We start from the raw sequence: 15,665 nt of genomic DNA on the forward strand, positions 1-15,665 counted from the left end.
CAGCACGACGCCCTCTCAGGAATCATGCGGTCTTGGAGTCAACCAAACCTTCGGCAGTCCCGATCTCCGGAAACCGCCGCAGCCCCTCCAGCTCCTCGTCCGTGAACACCTGGACGACCACCCAGCAACCTCCCACCAGAGCCCAAAAATCCCCTGATCAGAAGCCTACCCAGACATATCCGCCCGATTTTTCCCGAGTACTACGGCGACCCCAGGTGGAGGGCACGGGCGAGCGCGACGCAGGCGGACCGTTGGCGATCGTGTGCCTCGGGCGTGGGACGGGCGGTGTAGGCGGCGGCGCTCATCGGAGTGTCCCCGCCAACTCGGATGCCTGAGGAACTGAGCGATCGGACGTGACCTGTTCGTTGCGTGCGCGGCGCCGGGTGACCGCCTCCTGGACACGGGTGCGGACCAGGAGGACGAGGCTGACCGGTCCCATGATGATGAACTTTATCGCGTTCCAGATTGACCACAACACGACCAAATGCGGCCAGCCGGGGCCACCGTCGGCGATGAGGGTGGTGCAGATGTTCGCGATTAGCAGGTAGGGCGCGGCGAGGAGCATCGCGGGGATGCCCCATTTCAGACCGCGGCGGGTGCGGATCGCGTCGAGCAGCAGGTTGGTGGGCATGTACCGGCGCAGGTAGTAGCGGCTGTAAACGCTGATCGTCCAGAGAAGGCGGAACATGGCGGGCCTCTCGTCACACGTGTCTCTCCGTCGAGGAGGCAGTACGTGTATGAGCGCCCGTGATGGGCCGTCCCGAAGGACCCGCAGATGAGGAGGACCTACCTCGCGTTCCACTCTACGCCCGAGCGCGGACATGCGGAACCCCGCGAGCGTGGGCGCACCTTCTCGGCGAACGCTGACCGAGAGGAAACCGAACCATGACCTCGTTCACTGAGCTTGCCCCTGACGAGCGGGCAGCACGGATGGTGTTGTCGATGATTGCCGAACCAGACGACGCGGTGACCGGGCGGCTCCTGACCCGCCTCGGTGGCATGGAGACACTGGGGCTTCTCGACCGTGACGGGAAGGTGCCAGGCCTGAATCGTGTCGACGGGCGAGTCTGGCGCGATCACTTGACCGCAGCGTCGCGGCCCGATGAGCTGGCCGAAATCCTCAGGCGTGTCGAAGAATCGGGGATCGGTGTCCTGATCCCCAGCGGCCGGGACTGGCCCGCCTCCCTGGGAGATCTCGGTGATCGAGCACCGTTCGTGTTGTGGACCCGTGGAGCGGCCTCGTTCCTTTCGCGTCCATTGGCGGACCTGGTGACGATCACCGGGTCCCGAGCGGCAACGTCCTACGGGGAGCATGTCGCCGGGGAGCTCGCCACGGACTTCGCTCGTGATGAGCGTGTGGTCGTCGCCGGCGGTGCGTACGGGATCGAAGGTGCCGCGCATCGCGCGGCCCTCGCGGCCGGCGGGGACACGATCGCCGTCCTCGCTGGGGGCGTCGACCGGCCTTACCCAGCCGGGCATCGAGAACTGCTCGACAGGATCGCCGACGTGGGGCTGCTGGTCAGCGAGACACCGCCTGGCACCACGCCAACCCGGCACAGGTTCCTCGCTCGCGGCAGACTCCTGGCCGCACTGTCCAACACGACCGTCGTAGTCGAGGCAGGGGCACGCTCGGGCGCCCTGCGTACGGCGCAGCAGGCTTACGAGCTGGGTCGCAACGTCGGCGCTGTGCCTGGCCCGGTGACCAGCGCCGCCAGCGCCGGACCCCACCAGCTCATCGGCGATGGTCGGGCACGGATCGTGACCGACGCCGGCCAGATCACCAACATGCTCCAAATGCGAGAAGCCCTCCGAGAGAGTCCGCAGCGATCACCACTCGGAACCGCATTCACCGTCGAGGGCAGGCGAGGCAGCACCGGGCGCGATGGCCCGACATCGGAGACGACGGCGCGGGATGGTCACAGGCTCGGCCTGCGGTGAACCGGAGCGGCCGGCTGATGCTGCTGGCGTGGTTCGGGCTGAGGGGCGAGCTGGCGAAGCGCGACCTCTGCTCGGGCTCGGTCGATCTTCTGCGCTGTCGTCTCCGGTGTCGGGCCGAGGAGTGCGTCGTCGGTGATGCCGTACCGGTCCCGGTAGGCCGCGACTGTGCGGGCATGCCGCCGCCATGCTGTCGCCTTCCGCGAATCGCGAGGAGGCACGCCGAGCGGTCTCGTCCAGGCTTCCCCGGCGTCGCGTGCGGTGTCGAGTACCGCGTCGGCGCGAGCCTCGATCAGTTCACGCCGCTCATCAAGTGCTTGGCGCATGTCCGTGTTCATCGGGCCGTCGGTGTGCGGGACGAGGCCGGCGATCAGCCGCGGTGCCTTGCGGGTGCGGCCGGACCCTGCCGGCTGTGCGGTAGCACGGGCGACCCGGTGGTGGAGGACGGAGGCGATGTCGTCGGCGTCGGCGAAACCACGCGCCGCGACGAGGTGCGGGAACAAGCGATCCATGTCGTGATGGTTCGCCTCGGCCCGTCGCAGCTCGGCGGTGAGCGCTCCGAACGCTTCCGAGTCGAGCGCGACGTCGGCTTGCTCGTCGGTGAGACCCGAGGACCGAATAAGAGCCGCCCAGCGGTCGCGTTGGGCTGCGGCGGCGATGGTCTCGTACTCGGCGGCGAGCTGGGCGATGGAGCCCCACTGCTCGTGTTCGGCGGTGATGGTCTCGTGCGCGGACAGCTCAGCGCCGACGTGCTGGAGCACCCCGTACAGCACGCTCCTCCCGGTGGCCTCACTGTTTTCGCCCGGGTGCGACTCTGTGTGAGCATCGTCAGTCCGGTCGAGGATCACATACGCACGGTTGGAACGCTTACCGCGAGTCATCGCGACGTAGAAATTCTCCCGCGCCGTGGTCGGCTCCACCAGAACGTGGGCGGTGTCGACGGTAACGCCCTGGGCGCGGTGGGCGGTGACCGCGTACCCGAGATCAACGTGCGTAGCCACATAGGACGCCGGGAGGAGGATGGAGCCGCCGAACCTGCGACCGGTCTTGCGGATCGCGACCGAGCCGTCGTCGCGGACGTTGGTGATGGTCCAGGTGTCGCCGTTGCGCACCCACTCCTTGCTGTTGCGGAGGCGGCGGTCGTTGCTGCGGGTGATGATCGTGTCGCCGAGCCCGGCGGCGGTGCCGCCGTTGAGCTCCACCTCCCGGCCCGGTGTCAAGGTGCCGTCGAGGATCAGGTCGGCGCGGGCGCGCTGGTTGAGGGTGGTGACGTCGTCGCGGGTCTCGGCGATCAGCACCGACACCAATCCCCCGTTCCGGTCGGCGCGCCAAGCGGCGTAGGCGGTATCCGTCATTGCCTCGGCGTCACCGTCGCGGATGCGGCCGTGGTCGAGGTAGGTGTCGATCACCTGCGTCCGCCCGTGCCGCAACGACAGTGAGGCCGTCTTCTCCCAGGTGTTCACGAAGCGGTGGACATCGACCAGTTCGGGCGCATCATCCCGGTCGTTCACGAGCAGTCCGAATGTGCCGCCGGCGTCCACTGACTGGAGCTGGGCGAAGTCGCCAACCAGCAGCACTTTCGCCCCCGCCCGCTCGGCCAGGTGCGTGATGCGATCCAGTGAAAGGGTGCCGGCCAGAGATGCCTCGTCGATGATGACGAGCTGGCCGGACTGGAACGTCTCGCCACGGGTGAGATGGTTCTGCCACCACTTTGCCGTGTTCTCCGTCGCGATTCCCAAGTCCTCGGCAAGCACCTGCGCCGCGACCGCGGAGGGCGCCAGCCCGACCACGGACCCGGCGCCGTGTTCCATCTCCCATGCCCTCCGCAGCGCGGACATGGCCGTGGTCTTGCCCGCGCCGGCGGGGCCGACCAGCACGTCGAGCATCCGGCCCGAGACGGCGACCTTCATCAGCGCGCCGGCCTGGTCCTCACCCAGCATCCGCCCCTCGGCGTCCGGGCGGGACGTGATCTTCTCCACCGTCGCCAGCGGGACGGTGGGCGCGGTGAGGGTGCGCGCGCGGTCGAGCAGCCGGCCCTCGGCCGCGAGGAGTTCTTCGGAGGAGAACACCGTGGAATGCCGGGGCCGGAACACACTGGTGCCGTCCACCCGGCGAAACGTCACAGGGCTGGTGGCGAGGTCGGGCGGCGTCAGCCGCAACGAGACGCCTTCGGCGGCATCGGCGACCATCCCGACGATCGCCTCCCGATCCCGCATCGAGGCGAACCGCCAACCCATCGTCTGGCGCGACGCCTCCGCCATCAGATTCCACCGCCGCCACGTCGACCGCTTCTCACCCACGACACTGACGACGCTCTCGCCGAGTTCGGCGATCACATCCAACGGCACAGCATCGGCCCGCAGCAGCAATGGAGCCGCGTTGTCGGCGACGGCGCGTGCCCATGCGGTGGCGTCCTGACCGAGAACGGTCGTGGCGCGACTGCGCCACTCGCTGGTGAGGTCGGCCAGCGACCGCACCTCCTTCTCCGGCCGAGTGGCAAGGGTGGCCTGTGCCCGGAGCTTGATGATCGTCGCTGTGGACGGTTGGTGTCCGTGCTTGGCGACGTACGCGGCGATGAGCCGGTTCTTCTCGACGTCGATGTGCCGGGCGCGGGTGGAGAACTCGACCACCAGCTCCTCCGGCACACTCGCGATCGCCCACGCCGGGTTCCGGTCACGGCCCATGTCGCGGGCCTCCCACTCGACGCCGAACGCGCGGGTCATGTGATCGGCGAACACAGCCTCGTGCAGCTCCGAAAGCGCGACCACGGCGGCGTGCATCGGCCGCCCATCCAGAGACCGCCACTTCCCATCCAAGGTCGTCTTGACCTTGTTGGAGATGACGACGTGGGTATGCAGGTGGGGGTCGCCCGCGCGGGAGTCGAAGTGATCGAACGCCGTGGCCACCAGCCCGGTGACATCGACCTGTGCAACCGCCCCGTCCCCGGCGGTTGCGCCGGTACGCGTGGCTGCAACCTCCCGCTCCATGAACGCAACCACCTCCGCAACCGACCGATGATGCGCCTCACCAATCAGCGCTTGCGTCCCCGCGTCGGCGACCGCCCACAACGCCGAGGCGGACTTCGGGATCGAGAACGTGAAGTCGAACCCCGCCACCGCACGCCGCGTCCCAAGCGCGCTCTCCTCGGCCTCGATCTGCGCGACCGCCGCCGCCTTCGCGCCCGGACTCAGGCCCGCGTCCAGGTCGGCGATCCGCGCCTCGATCCGCTCGTACACCGACTTGTAGGCAGGGAACGACAGACCGAGCGGGTCGCCAGTGATTGGGTCGCGACCCATCCCCATCAAGAGCTGGAGCTGGGCCTCCGACACCCGATCACCGGCCGAGAGCTGTCCCTTGCCGAGCGAGGCGACACCTGAGCCCAGCCATTGGCCCGGTGGTGTTCCAGCCTCCACGTAGTACCTCGTCAGAGGCGTCGACAGCGACCTGTCGCCATCGGCCGCGGCGACCGTGCGGAGCAGGTACTTGTACCCGTCACCTGCACTCATCACCCGCATCGAAACCGTCACCAGAGCACCGCCTCTCGACAGCCAGGTGAGCCGACGCTGACCGAGCGGAACATCGTCAACTTTGGTTGACGACCTCGACCTGCAAGACGCGTGGACGGCGCCGAGGAGTGCTAAAAGCACCGCCTGAGCATGGGCGACCCAAAGGGGGCTCAGTCGCTCGTCGACGGCAGCAAGTCGCGAGGAGACAGCCGGAAGGCGCGCTGGGAATGCCAGCTCGATGAGGTGCGGCCCCATTCTACTAGGTAGTTCTGGGAAAGGGGCAGTCCGAGCTTTATGACCTTCGAATGCGAGCATTCGTGTGGCAAGGACACCGTCCTCCCACCAGAGGCGGCGCATGCGCCGCCGAGATGTGCTCGCATCCCAGAAGATAACCCAAGTTCGCGGCCGTACCGAGAAGACAGGACAAGAGTTTCGGTCACGCCAACTGAGGAGCAGCGAGGTCGCCGCTGAACAGGGTGCGCAGGGCGTCCATCGCCTCCGTGCGGGCCTTGTAGTAGACCCAAACGCCGCGCTTGTGGCGGTCGACCAAGCCGGCGTCGTGCATAACTTTCAGGTGGTGGCTGAGGGTCGACTGCGACAGGTCGAAGCCTTCTGTCAGGTCGCACATGGCGCACGCCTGGGCGCCCTCGTGGGACAGGATCATCGACATCAATCGCAGCCGCACCGGATCGGCCAGAGCCTTAAGCATGCGGGAGACACCTTCGGCCTGCGCCGGGGTGATCGGCTCGCGGGCGAGGGGCGTGCAGTATCCCAACGCGGCGTCACGGGCGGACAGACCAGACATCGACATGGGTACATATTGACATGTATCGAACTCTACGGCAAACTCGGGAACGTAGACTTTGACGTCCATCGAAGTCCGATGTTCCACGAGCTAGAAGGAGATCAACCGTGACCACCCCTACCCAGTTCCTCCGCTCCAAGTACCGCGCCATCGAAGGCGGCTGCGTGACCTGCGCGGGTGACCTCGCCGTCGTGGAGTCCCTGCCCGGGGTCAAGGAGGTCGACGCGCTTGCTTCCGGTCTGGTGCTGGTCACTCACGACGGCACCGTGAGCGATGACGCCGTCGTCGCGGCCGCGAAGAAGTCCGGGCTGCCCCTGGTCGCCGCCGGCCCGGCGCGCCCGGTCCGGGCATGAAGTCACCGGTGGAGGAAGGGAAATAGTCGATGAGTGCTAATGCGAGCACGTCACCACACGTCACGTCCGCTGTCGCGGTTCGGCCTCGCGCCCGCCGCTGGTGGCAGAAGCCCGAGATGGTCACGCTGGCCGTCGCCGCGGTGCTGCTGGTGGCCGGGCTGGTGGTGGAGTGGACCATCCACTCCGAGCCGGTGGCCCTGGCCCTATTCTGGGGCGCGATCCTCATCGGCGGCGTCTACCCATTGCGCAGCGCGATCCGGGCGGTGCGCCACAAACGGCTGACCATCACCGTGCTGCTGGTCGTGGCCGCCATCGGAGCCATCGCGCTTGGGGTGATCGAGGAGGCGGCGATGCTCGTCGTCATCTTCAGCCTCGGTGAGGCGATGGAGGCCTACGCCACCGACAAGGCCCGCGGGTCTATTAGCGCCCTGATGGAGCTCGCACCCCCCACCGCCAACCGACTCAACGATGACGGGGCGACCAAGACCGTGGCGGTGGAGGAACTCCACCCCGGTGACGTCGTCCTGGTGCGTCCCGGTGAGCGCCTACCCACCGACGGCGCTGTGATCGATGGCGCCTCGTGGGTGGACGCCAGCCCGGTGACCGGGGAGTCCGTGCCGGTCGAGGCCACCGCGGGCACCGAGGTCTTCGGCGGCAGCCTCAACGGCAATGGCGTGCTGCGGATCGAGGTCACCAAGGAGTACTACGACACGGTCCTGGCCCGCGTGATCGAGCAGGTCGAGGAGGCCCAGGCCAACCGCAGCGGCGCCGAGCGGTTCGCGGACAAGTTCGGTGCTGTCTACACCCCGGCGATGTTCGCCCTGGCCATAGCCGTGGCACTAGTACTGCCGCTGCTCGGCTTCGAGTGGCGCGAGGCGATCTACCGAGCCCTCGTGGTCCTGGTCGTCTCCTGCTCCTGCGCCCTGATCATCTCGGTGCCTGTCAGCGTGGTCACCGCTATCGCCCGGGGCGCCCGCGACGGCATCCTCATCAAGGGCGGCATCTACCTTGAGCGCCTGGCCGACATCAAGGCCGTCGCCTTCGACAAGACCGGCACCCTCACCCGCGGCCGGCCCACTCTCGCTCAAGTGACGCCCCTCGACGGGATCAGCGAGGACGAGGCTCTGACCCTTGCGGCGGCGGTCGAGACCGGTAGCGAGCACCCCATCGCGACCGCGATCGTGGCCGGTGCCCGCGACCGCGGGTTGACCATCCCGGCCGTCCAGGATGCACGCGCCCTGCCAGGAGCCGGCATGGAAGCCACCCTCGACGGTCGCACCCTGCACATCGGCCGGCCCACCGACGAGGACCGGACTGACGGCACCGCAGGCCCGGCGCTGGCGCACGCCGAGGCGGAAGGATGCACGGCCGTGGTTCTTCGCGACGACACCCGACCCTTGGCCGTCGTGGCGGTGGCCGACCAGCTGCGCCCCGACGCCGAAAGCACCCTTACCGAGCTGCGCGACCTCGGAGTCGAGCGGGTCCTGATGCTCACCGGCGACAACGCCACCGTCGCCAGATCCACCGCGCAGGCCCTGGGGCTAGACGACTACCGCGCCGAGTTGCTCCCCGAGGACAAATCCGCCGCAATCCGTGAGCTGCGCGAGAAACACGGCGTGATCGCGATGGTCGGCGACGGCGTCAACGACGCCCCCGCCCTGGCCAACGCCGACCTCGCCATCGCCATGGGTGCCGCCAGCACCGACGTCGCCCTAGAGACCGCCGATGTCGCCCTCATGGCCGACGAGCTCGACCGGCTCCCGGCCGCCATCCGACTATCGCGCCGCGCTCGGAACAACATCAAGATCAACATCGCCCTGAGCCTGACCGTCGTCGCCATCCTGATCGTCGCCGCCCTCGCCGGCTGGATGTCCCTGACCACCGGCCTGCTCCTCAACGAGGGCAGCGCGGCGCTGATCATCCTCAACGGCCTGCGCATGCTCCGCCCGGGCCGTGGCGAAACTAGGCGCGCCCAGGTCGATTTCGGTACCCGCCAAGGTTCTGACCTGAACTCCGGGCGACCGTGCGCTCCGGGCTCGACGACCGATGGACACTCGGTAGCCGCGGGAAGCTCGTACGACCAGCGCGAGCACGGCAGATGACTTTCCGCGCCTGTCGACGTCTGCATGGCGCCGACAGGCGCGTTGGCGACCAAGTCCGCACCGTTCCGCGACGGCGAACTCATGAGGACTGGCGGGTAACGCTAGAGCGATGCCCACTTCCCCGCGAGGGCCACGGTTTCCATAGTGACTGGCCTGACCGATCTCGATGAGTACGGTAAATGAAGGCGCCGGAACCACGCGCCGACTGCATGAGGGCTTCGCCTGGGTTGGCGAGGAACGCAGTAGATCACATCGTCTCCCGCCCACGCAGCGCTCCTTCAGGGCGGAAACGATCGCCAGTTTTTCGGCATCCCGACAGCCCGACTGATGCATCGCCTAATAGTCGGTTGGGTATCAGGAGCCTGTGGCGTCATGTCGGATGCGCGGTCCCTCAGCGAACCTCAGGCACATACCGCGGCGGTCCGATCCGGTGATACCCGGGCTAAGCACTCTGTGGCAGGCGCCCCGGCAGCGGGCTCCTAGTGGGATACGACAGTGGATCAAGCGGGGTGTCCGACCACGGCTTCTCTCCCGTGGTGGCGCGAACGGAGAGTATCCACCGGCGGCGTGATCCCATCGCGTATGACTGCGTGAAGCTGATCTTCGTGCGAGCCGGGTCGGCGTGGTTGTTCAGCGAGTTCGGAGAGCGACCGGTCAGGGTCGGGGACGTGGTGCTGCTTGCGGCGAACACCCTGTGCGGGGCCGAACCGGAGCAGCGGGTCACGGTCACGACGCTGTTTCTGCATCGAGACTATGTGGTCGATCAGGTATTCTGGCAGCACGCCGCGGTGTTGACCGACCGGCTGGAGGCCAAGGATTTCATCGCGACCCGCTATGCGGAGGCCGCCCAGGTGCTGCGGCTGGGCGAGGACCGAGCCGCGTGTGTGATGCCGTGGTTGGATGAACTCGGTCGGCTCAGCCTCAATGGGCCTGCACCGGAGCAGTTCTATCGGATGCAGTCCCTGCTGTTCGCCGTCCTGGATGTGGTGTCGCCGTTCGTGAGGACGACCGCGGTGCGCCGGTCCGCGACCCAGCACAAGGCCACCTACCTCGACGCACCTGCCCTCCGGCGTTTGGCACCGTTGCGGGCCGAGGCCCGTGCCGCAGCCGACCGGCTGCGGGACCAGCCAGCACGACGGTGGACGCTAGCGGAGTTGGCCGAGTCGGTGCACCTGTCGCCGTCCCAGCTCGGCCGGGTCTTCGTCGACGCCTACGGGAAAACGCCGATGAAATACCTGGCGACGCTGCGTGCCGAGCACCTGGCCCGGTTGCTACGTGAGACCGATCTGCCGATCGAGGTGGCGATGCGTGAGGTCGGCTGGCACAGCCGTGGTCACGCCGCGCGACTGTTCCGCCAGTGTGTCGGAGCGAGCCCGACGCGATACCGCCAGGTCGTCCGGCAGAAAGCACCGACCTGACGGATCGATACCGATATTCGCTTTCGCGATACGCGTATCCGCATCATCGCTCGATCCGGCGCCCTCGCCACCTGACGGGCTGGTAGTCCGGTAGGACTCGTCGGGTTCACCCCGCGCTCTGACGGTCACACCGTCGTCGTCCGTCTCGTCGCCCTGGTGTCCCTGGCGCACCTGATGGTCACCGAGCCCAGTCGGCCCGGTGCTAAGGGTATCGGGAGGAGACAGCGACGATGGCCACGACACGGGAGGAAGCCCAGGCCGCGCGGGAGGCGAAGCTCGATGAGCTGCATGAGCAGCTGACCGGCGCCGTCGAACAGCTCGTCTCTGGCGACGACTGGGGCCGTGCGCTCGCGTTCGCGGCGCGGTTCAGGGCGAGATCGTTCTCCAACACCCTGTTGATCTGGGCACAGCATGCCGCGGCTTACGAGGCAGGTCGGGTGCCGGAGCCGATGCCGTCGTATGCGGCCGGGTATCGCCAGTGGCAGACCTTGGGCCGGCAGGTGGAGAAGGGTCAGTCGGGGTACATGATCCTCGCCCCGGTCACCGGCCGGTTCGCTACCGCCACGCCACAGGATGCGGAGTCGTGGCGGCGGCTCGGCATGGGCGAAAAGCCACGCCCCGGTGAGGTCGTGCGCTCGAAGATGATTACCGCCAAGCCCGCCTACGTGTGGGACGCCTCGCAGACTGCCGGTGACCCGATCCCGGAACCACCCGCGCCGAAGCTGCTGGAAGGCGAAGCACCGGCCGGGTTATGGAACGGTCTGGCCAGGCTCATTGAGGAGCGCGGGTTCACCGTGCTGCGGGTGCCGCACGAGGGCATGATCCACGGCGCCAACGGCATGACGGACTACACCGCGAAGACGGTCGCGGTCAGGGAGAACATGGACCCCGCCGCGCAGGTCAAGACGCTCGCCCATGAACTTGGGCACGTCCTGATGCACGGCCCCGACCAGGAGGACGCCCGCCAGCATCGCGGCATCGGGGAGGTGGAGGCCGAGTCGGTGGCGCTGATGATCGGCGCCGCCCATCACATGGACACGACCGGGTACACGATCCCCTACGTGTCGACCTGGGCGGCGCGGGTGGACGGCAAGGAACCGGCCGAGATCGTCAAGGCCACCGGCGAGCGGGTCCGCAAGACCGCGCTTGCGATCCTCGATCAGCTCGACACCGCCCAGGTCGGTGACGGCACTCCACCGGGTCTCGACCGTGAGACGCCGCACCGCAACCAGCCATCCCACGAGCGGACAGCACCCGAACGCGCAGCGTCGGCGAGGCGGGTCGAGCCCGTGCCCGAAACGGGTCCCCGCCCCGCGGCCAGCACGGCCGTGATGCAGGGACGGGATCTGTGATGGCCGCTACGGATGCGCTCGCGGGTGTGCTGTCGCAGATGACCAGGCCATGGCCGGTCTCCGCCGCGGCACGAGAACTCGCCGCCGCAGGGGTGCCGGTGTTCCCGTGCGTGCCGGGCGGGAAGCGTCCGCTCACCGCGCACGGGTTCCACGACGCCACCACCGATCCTGGCCAGGTGGAAGCCTGGTGGCGGACGCACCCGGATGCGAACCTCGCTGTCCCCACCGGCGCCACCTCCGGGATGGTGGTGGTGGACGTCGATGTCCACGCCCCCGTCGACGGATTCGCCTCCTTCGGGCGCGCCCACCGTGCCGGCCTCGTGTCGGGGTGGGCGTTCCTGGTGTCCACGCCGTCGGGCGGGATGCACGCCTACTACCCGGCGACACCGGAGCGGGCGCAGCGGTCCTGGCAGGCCGCGCGCGCCGGTGTGGACTTCCGTGGCGACGGCGGCTACATCCTCGTCCCACCCTCGATGGTGTCCACCAATGGCGGAGCTGTCGGCTACCGGGTGCGGCAGATCAACACCGGCCCCTCGGCGACGCTGGGTTCGGACCGGCTGCGGGACTTCCTCGACCCGCGCCCGATGCCCCCGCCCAGGACGGGCGACGATGTGGAGCGGTCGGTGGATGTGTCGCGGCTGGCGGTGTGGGTCGCTGCCCGCGGCGAAGGGGAACGGAACCGGGGCCTGTTTTGGGCCGCCTGCCGACTGGCCGAGAACGGTGTCCCGGCCCCGGAGGCACTGGATGTGCTCGCGGCCGCGGCCTCGGAAGTGGGGTTGGGCGAGCGGGAGATCACGACGACCGTCCGCTCGGCCTACCGCACCACCCAACCCCAACCACGCCCTTCGCCGCCGGTGGAACGCGGCGCGCCGCAGGCCAGAGACGGGTGGTTTGCTCGCGAGGCGACCGTGCGTCCGTCCGCTCCGGGACGACGGCTGTCATGACCGTCCCTAGCAGTCCGACGAGTCGACGGTGGGCGGTGGTCACGGCGGTCGCCGGGACGGTGTTCATCGCCGGCGGCGCGTTCTGGCTGTCGTTCACGGCGTTGGCGGACCTGGCCGCCCGCTCCGGGGTCGGCGGCTCGCAGGCGTGGGCGTGGCCGCTGATCGTCGACGGCATCATCGTCGTGGCCACCGTCGCCGTCGTCGCCCTGGCCGGCCAGCGGTCGGCGTGGTACCCGTGGGCGCTGCTGATCGGCGGCGCTCTCGTGTCGGTGACCGCCAACGCGATCCATGCCGTGGTGGCTGCCGATGCGGACGTGCCCGGAGTGCTGGCGGCTGCGGTGGCGGCGGTGCCGCCCGTGGTGCTGCTGGCGATCACCCACCTGACCGTCATCCTCACCCGACCGCAACTTGCCGCCGAGGTGCCCGCATCCACCGACGAGTCCGCGATCGAAGCCGCAGCGATCGAGGACCCCGGCCCGGACGCAGCGTGGGAGCCGGTATCGGCGGTGACAGCACCAGATGGCGTGGAAGCCGCCGCGCTGTGGGCGCCGACCTCGCAGGAGAACGACCCCGTCGCAGCTCCCGGCACGAGGCAGGCATCAGCGGCCCGGCGCGCTGACCCGCAGGGCGATGCCGCGACGGATGCCGCCGACCGACGGGCGCGGGCGGCGGCGCTGCGCGGGCAGGGATGGTCGAACAAGAAGATCGCCCGCGAACTGGGCGTCCACCCGTCCACGGTGGGCCGGTGGTTCACCAGCGCGCACCTTCCCGATACCACCGAACACGCCGATGCCGAGGAGGCGAAGGACGCATGAATCCCGATCACGACCACCAGCAGGAACCTCACCGGCGACCGCCGGTGCCGGAGACCGGCCACCCGACGTTGACGCCAGCCGAGCAGGTCGAGACACCGCCGGCCGAGAAGGCGGAGACACCAGAGGCAGTGCAAGCGGCGAGGATCGCTGGTCTCCGGGGCCACAGCCGTGAGCGGCTCGCCCAAGATGCGGGCCTGCGTGCGCGGGGGGTGGAGTGGGTGCGCCCTACGGACCTTCTCGCCCGCCAGGGTGCGGCGCTGGCGGGGCGGGGCATCGACTTCGAGGTCGAGTTGGCTCGCCGCACCCGCACCGCCACGAACACCGGTGTGCGAGGGCTTGGGGATCGGGCGCGCCGGTTGCCGCCGCTGTCGGCCTTCGGCCGCAGCAAGACAACCGAGTCCGTTCCGTCGCGGTCGCCGGTCGGATGAGCTGAGCAGGTGAGAGGTCATGAGCACCGCCCGGGCAGGCAGCATGGACGTCGTCGTTGGGGACGGCGTGCGCACCTGCCTGTTAGGAGGTGCCCCCACCATGACCGAGAACGCCCACACCACCATTCGCCAGAGAACCGAGAGCGGCGAGGATTTCACGCGAAGCGAAGGTCTACGCACGCTGCTGACTCGCCTCCACGATGCCGGGCCAGGCGCGTGGGAGCACGACGCCACCGCCGCAGAACTGATGGCCTACGCGGCGGAGAAGTACGCGCCACTGGCGCATAAGCACGACCTGGACCCCTGGGAGGCAGCCACCGCGGCGTTCGACGTGATGCGCACCCAAGCTGCCCGCACGGCGAATGATCCGTGGGCGGTGGTGACCCATGCGGTGCGGATCACGTGCATCTTCGAAGAACGCGCCCAAGGACTCCTGTGCTCGGTCCACCAGGCACGCCGCCCGCACATCTCAGCGTTCCACGACCCCGAACGCTTCTCCGACCGGGAGAACCCGCTGGCCGACTACCACCCCGCATTCCAGATCACCGATGACACCACAACCGCCGCCGATGATGAGGGCGACGGCGCGCCAGCGTCGGTGCGGGCGCGCACGTCGGCGGGCTCCACGGTCGAGGACGCGATCGCGTTGTTCACGTTGCTGGACTGGCCGCCAGCCACGGCGCGCGCCGGGATCGAGCATGTGTGCGGGGTGCTGACCAAGGCCGGCACCCGCCAGGCCACCTACGAGGCGCTGCGCCGCGACAAGCACGCCCGCGCACTGCTCGACATCCCCGGCCATTCCTGGACGGCGCTGTTGAAGGCGCTGCTGGGTAACCCCCACCCCGCCTACGCCGCCACGACCGCGGGGCGGGGCGTCCTGTTGCGGCTGCTGATCGGCGAGAGCCTGCCGGTGCTGCTGCGCGACGACGACCTCGTGCTCACCATCTCCCTGGCCGCACCCGCCCACCGCAACCGGAATCCCCGTGGGGGCGGGTCGCGATGAGCGCGCCGGCGGGGTCCATCGAGCTGGAACGCACCGTCGCCTCGATCCAGGTTGGGCGCCGACACCGCACCGAGCTGGGGAGCATCGACGAACTCGCGGCCTCCATCGACCGCGACGGCCTCCTCCAACCCATCACCATCACCCCCGACGGCGTGCTCGTGTGCGGGGCCAGGAGGCTGACCGCGATCAGACAGCTCGGCTGGAAGACCGTCAACGTGTGGGTCCGCTCGGGCATCTCCGACCGGCTCGGGCACCTCTTGGCCGAGCAGGACGACAACGTCCTGCACAAACCCCTGACCCAGACCGAGGCCGCCGCCCTCTACCGGGAGCTGAAGGCGCTGATGGCCGAGGACGCCGCCCGCCGGCAGGCCGCGGCCCGGTTCAGTGCGGAAAATCAGCCTGGAAGCGACGGTGGTGCAAATTTTGCACCACCGTCACCTGCCGGGAAGGCACGGGAGCAGGCGGCGGCGATGATCCCGGGCGGTGCGTCCCACACCACGCTGGACAAGATCAGCTACCTCCAGCAGCTTGCCGACGACCCCGCCCAGCCGGCCGAGCTACGCCAATACGTGGCCGGCGAGCTGGAGCGGATCGACGCCGGTGCCGCCGTCGATCCGATCTACCGGCACCTCCGCGATCTCGCCGAGACAGCCAGGGATGAGCGCGAGGCGGACCTGCACCAGCTTGCCGCCGACGCGCTCGCCCGCGCGAAGACCGCGACAGCGAAGAAGCGCACCCCCCGGTCCACGGCGCCAGCCGACGATGATGGTGCGCCGGTGCGGTATCCGGTGCGGGCGTTTGTGCTGACCTGGACCGAACTGGCCAACTGGTGGACCCACTACGACGCCGAGCAGCTCGCCGCCGAACTCACCGACGAGCAGATCGAGTCCTTCCTGACCGCCGTCGAGGGCACCAGCAGGTTCGCCGAGGAACTGCGTACCGCCCGCGACCGCCGGGCAGGCCACGAGACCCCGCCCGCACGGGGACACCTGCGCGCCCTCTGA

13 protein-coding genes are annotated in these 15,665 nt (G+C 69.0%); 10 read left to right on the forward strand and 3 right to left on the reverse strand.

Going from position 1 to position 15,665, the window contains the following annotated elements:
* Positions 1–301: 301 nt before the first annotated feature.
* On the reverse strand, positions 302–688 hold the full coding sequence (locus tag ABD154_RS00005) for a sulfate permease (RefSeq protein ID WP_344249199.1): 387 nt from the start codon (positions 686–688) through the stop codon (positions 302–304).
* Between the two features lie 197 nt (positions 689–885).
* Between ABD154_RS00005 and dprA the strand changes: the two genes are divergently transcribed.
* The gene (gene dprA, locus ABD154_RS00010; RefSeq protein WP_344249201.1) at positions 886–1,938 is read left to right on the forward strand and encodes a DNA-processing protein DprA; all 1,053 of its coding nucleotides are present in this window, start codon (positions 886–888) and stop codon (positions 1,936–1,938) included.
* Here dprA and mobF read toward each other — a convergent pair.
* Together mobF and ABD154_RS00020 are read right to left on the reverse strand one after the other, a co-directional pair.
* Positions 1,917–5,450: a MobF family relaxase gene (gene mobF / locus ABD154_RS00015; protein WP_344249563.1), complete on the reverse strand. Its 3,534-nt coding sequence runs from the start codon at positions 5,448–5,450 to the stop codon at positions 1,917–1,919. The genes dprA and mobF overlap by 22 nt on opposite strands.
* Positions 5,451–5,877: 427 nt before the next feature.
* On the reverse strand, positions 5,878–6,315 hold the full coding sequence (locus ABD154_RS00020) for an ArsR/SmtB family transcription factor (RefSeq protein WP_368664634.1): 438 nt from the start codon (positions 6,313–6,315) through the stop codon (positions 5,878–5,880).
* 38 nt (positions 6,316–6,353) lie between these two features.
* On the opposite strand from ABD154_RS00020, the gene ABD154_RS00025 reads away from it, so the two are divergent.
* The 9 genes from ABD154_RS00025 to ABD154_RS00065 all read left to right on the forward strand — a co-directional run bounded on the left by ABD154_RS00025 (position 6,354) and on the right by ABD154_RS00065 (position 15,665).
* Complete coding sequence (locus tag ABD154_RS00025) at positions 6,354–6,599, forward strand: hypothetical protein (protein ID WP_036317959.1); 246 nt, start codon at positions 6,354–6,356, stop codon at positions 6,597–6,599.
* Positions 6,600–6,715: 116 nt separating this feature from the next.
* The gene (locus tag ABD154_RS00030; RefSeq protein WP_051995335.1) at positions 6,716–8,701 is read left to right on the forward strand and encodes a heavy metal translocating P-type ATPase; all 1,986 of its coding nucleotides are present in this window, start codon (positions 6,716–6,718) and stop codon (positions 8,699–8,701) included.
* A gap of 533 nt (positions 8,702–9,234) precedes the next feature.
* A complete protein-coding gene (locus ABD154_RS00035) occupies positions 9,235–10,119 on the forward strand; it encodes a helix-turn-helix transcriptional regulator (protein WP_102162548.1) in 885 nt (294 codons plus the stop codon).
* A 230-nt stretch (positions 10,120–10,349) separates the two neighbouring features.
* A complete protein-coding gene (locus ABD154_RS00040; protein WP_061228233.1) occupies positions 10,350–11,471 on the forward strand; it encodes an ArdC-like ssDNA-binding domain-containing protein in 1,122 nt (373 codons plus the stop codon).
* Positions 11,468–12,415 (forward strand): bifunctional DNA primase/polymerase, encoded by a 948-nt coding sequence (locus ABD154_RS00045; RefSeq protein WP_061228232.1) that lies wholly within the window; start codon positions 11,468–11,470, stop codon positions 12,413–12,415. The genes ABD154_RS00040 and ABD154_RS00045 overlap by 4 nt, the downstream gene beginning before the upstream one ends.
* The gene (locus tag ABD154_RS00050; RefSeq protein ID WP_174521523.1) at positions 12,412–13,230 is read left to right on the forward strand and encodes a DUF2637 domain-containing protein; all 819 of its coding nucleotides are present in this window, start codon (positions 12,412–12,414) and stop codon (positions 13,228–13,230) included. Before ABD154_RS00045 ends, ABD154_RS00050 begins: the two co-directional genes overlap by 4 nt.
* Positions 13,227–13,658: a hypothetical protein gene (locus ABD154_RS00055; RefSeq protein WP_061228230.1), complete on the forward strand. Its 432-nt coding sequence runs from the start codon at positions 13,227–13,229 to the stop codon at positions 13,656–13,658. The genes ABD154_RS00050 and ABD154_RS00055 overlap by 4 nt, the downstream gene beginning before the upstream one ends.
* A gap of 100 nt (positions 13,659–13,758) precedes the next feature.
* Positions 13,759–14,661 (forward strand): hypothetical protein, encoded by a 903-nt coding sequence (locus ABD154_RS00060; protein ID WP_061228229.1) that lies wholly within the window; start codon positions 13,759–13,761, stop codon positions 14,659–14,661.
* Positions 14,658–15,665 (forward strand): ParB N-terminal domain-containing protein, encoded by a 1,008-nt coding sequence (locus ABD154_RS00065; protein ID WP_061228228.1) that lies wholly within the window; start codon positions 14,658–14,660, stop codon positions 15,663–15,665. The genes ABD154_RS00060 and ABD154_RS00065 overlap by 4 nt, the downstream gene beginning before the upstream one ends.

The sequence above is a fragment of the Brevibacterium sanguinis genome (assembly GCF_039528855.1).
In the GTDB taxonomy this organism is placed as follows: domain Bacteria; phylum Actinomycetota; class Actinomycetes; order Actinomycetales; family Brevibacteriaceae; genus Brevibacterium; species Brevibacterium sanguinis.

Bases quoted from the DNA above. Each gene is read 5' to 3' on its own strand.
- ABD154_RS00040 (WP_061228233.1), top strand. From the start codon at position 10,350: ATGGCCACGACACGGGAGGAAGCCCAGGCCGCGCGGGAGGCGAAGCTC.
- ABD154_RS00055 (WP_061228230.1), top strand. From the start codon at position 13,227: ATGAATCCCGATCACGACCACCAGCAGGAACCTCACCGGCGACCGCCG.
- ABD154_RS00020 (WP_368664634.1), bottom strand. From the start codon at position 6,315: ATGGACGTCAAAGTCTACGTTCCCGAGTTTGCCGTAGAGTTCGATACA.
- ABD154_RS00030 (WP_051995335.1), top strand. From the start codon at position 6,716: ATGGTCACGCTGGCCGTCGCCGCGGTGCTGCTGGTGGCCGGGCTGGTG.
- ABD154_RS00060 (WP_061228229.1), top strand. From the start codon at position 13,759: ATGACCGAGAACGCCCACACCACCATTCGCCAGAGAACCGAGAGCGGC.
- ABD154_RS00050 (WP_174521523.1), top strand. From the start codon at position 12,412: ATGACCGTCCCTAGCAGTCCGACGAGTCGACGGTGGGCGGTGGTCACG.
- ABD154_RS00065 (WP_061228228.1), top strand. From the start codon at position 14,658: ATGAGCGCGCCGGCGGGGTCCATCGAGCTGGAACGCACCGTCGCCTCG.
- mobF (WP_344249563.1), bottom strand. From the start codon at position 5,450: ATGCGGGTGATGAGTGCAGGTGACGGGTACAAGTACCTGCTCCGCACG.
- dprA (WP_344249201.1), top strand. From the start codon at position 886: ATGACCTCGTTCACTGAGCTTGCCCCTGACGAGCGGGCAGCACGGATG.
- ABD154_RS00005 (WP_344249199.1), bottom strand. From the start codon at position 688: ATGTTCCGCCTTCTCTGGACGATCAGCGTTTACAGCCGCTACTACCTG.